This is a genomic window from Oleiphilus sp. HI0043 (assembly GCF_001634935.1).
This window is the reverse complement of record NZ_LWEY01000175.1, coordinates 1-1,554: the sequence shown is the minus strand read 5'-3', so window position 1 is coordinate 1,554 and position 1,554 is coordinate 1. Positions and strand designations below refer to the sequence as shown.

The 1,554-nt window shown below is 47.2% G+C and carries 1 protein-coding gene and 1 pseudogene; both read right to left on the bottom strand.

Annotated elements, in window-relative coordinates; all coding sequences use genetic code 11:
* Positions 1-508: pseudogene (locus A3729_RS03150) on the bottom strand (MSHA biogenesis protein MshE); the annotation flags it as partial.
* Between the two features lie 12 nt (positions 509-520).
* Positions 521-1,554: M48 family metallopeptidase (locus tag A3729_RS32095; RefSeq protein WP_068633141.1), on the bottom strand; the 1,034-nt coding region annotated here is incomplete at its 5' end.

Sequence of the window (1,554 nt, the reverse complement as noted above, 5' to 3'; positions counted from 1 at the left end):
CAGCCAAGTCGAAAGCATCATCTTCCAACTCTTCTTCAAGCTCTCCAGCCAAGTGAGATATTTCTTCTGTTTTACGATAAACCATGTCAATGGTCGTCAAGAGCTCGCTTTCACGAACAACCGCTAGACGTAAAGGCTGGTTGACCGCTCGACCAATCTCATCGAAGGCCATAAGATCCATCGGGTCGGCCATGCCGACTAACAACTCTCCCTGCTGTTCATCTAAGACTATCGCTCTGAAACGTCGTGCTAATGTCTCCGGCAGCTTATTAACCAGGTCGTTATTAAACTGGTAATGACGAAGGTGAACAAATGGCACTTCCAACTGCTGAGACAGTAAATTCAGAAGTTTGTCTTCATCAACATAACCAAGATCGATCAGCGCTTTACCGAGCTTCCTTCCGGTCTTTTTCTGCTCCGATAGGGCCGTCATTAGCTGATCTTCGGTAATAACACCGTTTTGTATCAGCAAGTCACCAATTCGAATTTTCTTTTTCGGTTCACTCATATCTTCACTCAATTACTTTACCGAGGACAGGGCTGTCAGCCGCTGACCGATATAACTCTCTAGCGCACGATTCAAACCAGGCAGGGTCATCGCCTGTTGATAAGCAAATACAGCCTGCCGCCCTTGTTTAAGCTGGTCTGCCGCAATCCCCAAACCAGCCCACCAGTCTGCAACCGTGTCGTTGCTCTGTATAAGCTGACTGTATTGTTCAAACGCTTTGCCTGATTGCCCATTTCGTTGGTATAGCGATGCCATCAATGCAAAGTACTCTGGCATCTTGTCAATATCTGGCAAGGACTGCTCTAGTAAAGCAACGGCGAGCTCAGGCTCCCCTTGCATCAACATCCATCGCGCTTTAACTTGTCTCAGGTCTGGGCTCAATGGCTTACCCGCCCGGCCCAGCAGGCCCGACAGCTCGTTGAAGCGCTGGTCTTGCAGTAAGCGATTTGCCAAAACGCTGAGCGTTTTATCGACAGTCTTGTTCTCGGCAACAAAAGCCTGCATTAAAGCATAAGCTTCTGCTGGCTTACCTATTTCAAATAATGAAATAGCATCTGATGCCATTTTTAAATCAAGTGCAGAGGGAGACAAAACAACACCAAGCGGCTTGGCCTTGGTTTTCGCTTTTGTCTGCAAATTTGGCTCAGCATCAGCTCCCTTGCTAACAGTACTCTTATCAACTTTTGGCTGAGTCACAATATTATCGCTAGCCTTTTTGACTTCACGACTCTCTTTTGCCACAACAGATTTCGTTGCTTTGCTTTCTTCCACGACACTTGTTCGCGCTTTTTTCTCAACAATAGCCGAGGCAACCGGCTCCACTCTTTTCTTTTCTTTTAGCGCAGATTCTTGCAAAACCTGAGTCTGTTTCGTCGCTACAGCAGGTTCGAGTAATTTAGGCCCGGCTATCTGCTTTTCATTTACTGTCTGCTCTTCGACAGGCATTGTCGGCGCTTGCTGTGAAAGCCCTGCTTCCGATTGAACCGCCCGCTCACTATTATTGTCTCTATCTCCAGAGACAACAGTGCTTTCCTCAGTCGACATAA